This window comes from Treponema sp. JC4, from assembly GCF_000260795.1.
GTDB lineage: Bacteria > Spirochaetota > Spirochaetia > Treponematales > Treponemataceae > Treponema_D.
The window spans coordinates 1-1,104 of the sequence record NZ_AJGU01000106.1 but is presented as its reverse complement, the minus strand read 5'-3'; the positions used below and the strand labels follow the sequence as shown (position 1 = coordinate 1,104).

2 protein-coding genes are annotated in these 1,104 nt (G+C 31.0%); both read left to right on the top strand.

Annotation, left to right across the window (positions count from 1 at the left end):
* Positions 1 to 91: 91 nt before the first annotated feature.
* The gene (locus MSI_RS13470) at positions 92 to 553 is read left to right on the top strand and encodes a hypothetical protein (protein ID WP_007590553.1); all 462 of its coding nucleotides are present in this window, start codon (positions 92 to 94) and stop codon (positions 551 to 553) included.
* A gap of 11 nt (positions 554 to 564) precedes the next feature.
* Positions 565 to 1,101, top strand: coding sequence for a hypothetical protein (locus MSI_RS13465; RefSeq protein WP_007590552.1), 537 nt, complete (start codon positions 565 to 567; stop codon positions 1,099 to 1,101).
* Positions 1,102 to 1,104 lie beyond the last annotated feature (3 nt).

Here is a 1,104-nt window from a genome sequence, read left to right as displayed (position 1 = left end):
ACAAGATGCAAGGACGCTGTCGGAAATNTAANGGCACTGTCAGAAGAACAAAAAGAAGCATTTATCATATCTTGTTCCAGGCAGAGTCGTAATGATGCATCCGGGATTAGATAAAGCAATACAAGTGCAGATTTCAAAAGACGAAAACAATAATACAGAACGCATACCTCCTAAAGATAAGGATTTGCGAGAACAAATATTAAACTTTTATGCATCAAATTATAAATCAGGAATAATACCAGGTTTAGAAAACTTGAATGAAAAGCCATCGGCATCGATTGTTGATAAATGGATGACAACAGAGAAACGATTTAAAGATGAACTTATAAAAATAAGTCAAGGGAAAAATAATCCTTCACAAGATAAACTATTTTTATCTATGATTGAAGATTTAAGAAAAACTTTAGGTAAAATAGAAGACATTTCGCTTCTTTTAACTAAGGATAAAACTTCACAGGAAATAATAACGTCATTTTTTAATGAGGTTATAAAAAATAAAACAGTAGATATAACTGATAACAAATTATTAGCTATTCTACGATTAATAAAATAAGGAGGCCTAAAATGGGATTTATTTGGGAAGGAATCAAAAGCGTTTGCAGCTTTATAGTTGAAGGGGTAAAAGACTTTATACCAAAAGTCGGACCCTTCTTGTCTGGTGTTGCAGAAAAGATTGGTGTTGTATTTGATAAAATAAAAGTTGGTATAGAAAAAATTGCTCCAGTCTTGGGAAATATTATATCCAATTTTATTTCACCTATTTTAAATGTATTTGGTATCAAAACACCTGATAATCCAGATGAATTAGGAATGAAAGCTGAAGCAAGTGATAAAAGTCTTGATGATTTTGGTGGTGATACAGAAGCCTATATAAAATATCTTCAAGAAGAAATAAAAATTGACAAAGAGAGATTGAATAATTTAACACCAAAAGAACAAATTAGATACAGAACTGTTTCTTTAGGAATAGAAGCAAAAGCTGCTGGAGATAAACTTGGAGTTGAACTTCCTGCAGAAGGAATTCCTGTTCTTCAGAAAATCTCGGAAGGAACAAATATTATATTTACAGGGGAACAGCTTGTTTCAATAATAAAAATTTAAAAG

Excerpts from the sequence above, each read along its gene's own strand:
- MSI_RS13470 (WP_007590553.1), top strand. The coding sequence starts at position 92 with ATGATGCATCCGGGATTAGATAAAGCAATACAAGTGCAGATTTCAAAA.
- MSI_RS13465 (WP_007590552.1), top strand. The coding sequence starts at position 565 with ATGGGATTTATTTGGGAAGGAATCAAAAGCGTTTGCAGCTTTATAGTT.